This window comes from Pseudomonas sp. SIMBA_067, assembly GCF_046534675.1.
In the GTDB taxonomy this organism is placed as follows: Bacteria; Pseudomonadota; Gammaproteobacteria; order Pseudomonadales; family Pseudomonadaceae; genus Aquipseudomonas; species Aquipseudomonas putida.
Genome location: NZ_JAWRYH010000081.1, coordinates 1 through 397, shown reverse-complemented (window position 1 = coordinate 397; position 397 = coordinate 1). Strand labels below are relative to the sequence as shown.

Annotated in this window: 1 protein-coding gene; it reads left to right on the top strand. The window is 67.8% G+C overall.

The annotated features are described in order from the left end of the window. A partial coding sequence (locus tag SB765_RS28175; RefSeq protein ID WP_410932292.1) for an NAD(P)/FAD-dependent oxidoreductase occupies positions 1–397 on the top strand: 397 nt, incomplete at both ends.

Below are 397 nucleotides of genomic sequence, written 5' to 3'. Positions count from 1 at the left end.
TGGGGCGCCAGCGGGCGCAATGGCGGGCAGTTGATTCGCGGCATCGGCCACGATGTCTCGGGGTTCGCCAAGTACATCGGCGAGGAGGGCGTGGCTTACCTGGAGCGCGCCGGCATCGATTCGGTGGCGCTGGTCGGCGAGCGCATCCGCGAGCACGGCATCGACTGCGACCTGCGCTGGGGCTTTTGCGAATTGGCCAACACCCCGGCGCAGTTTGCGGCATTCACGCGTGAGCAGGAACACCTGGCGCAGTTGGGGTACACCCCCGAAACCCGTCTGGTGCCACGTCAGGCGATGGCGCAGGTGGTGGACTCCACGGTGTATGCCGGTGGCCTGGTGGACATGGGCTCCGGGCATCTGCACCCGCTCAATCTGGTGCTGGGCGAAGCCCGCGTGG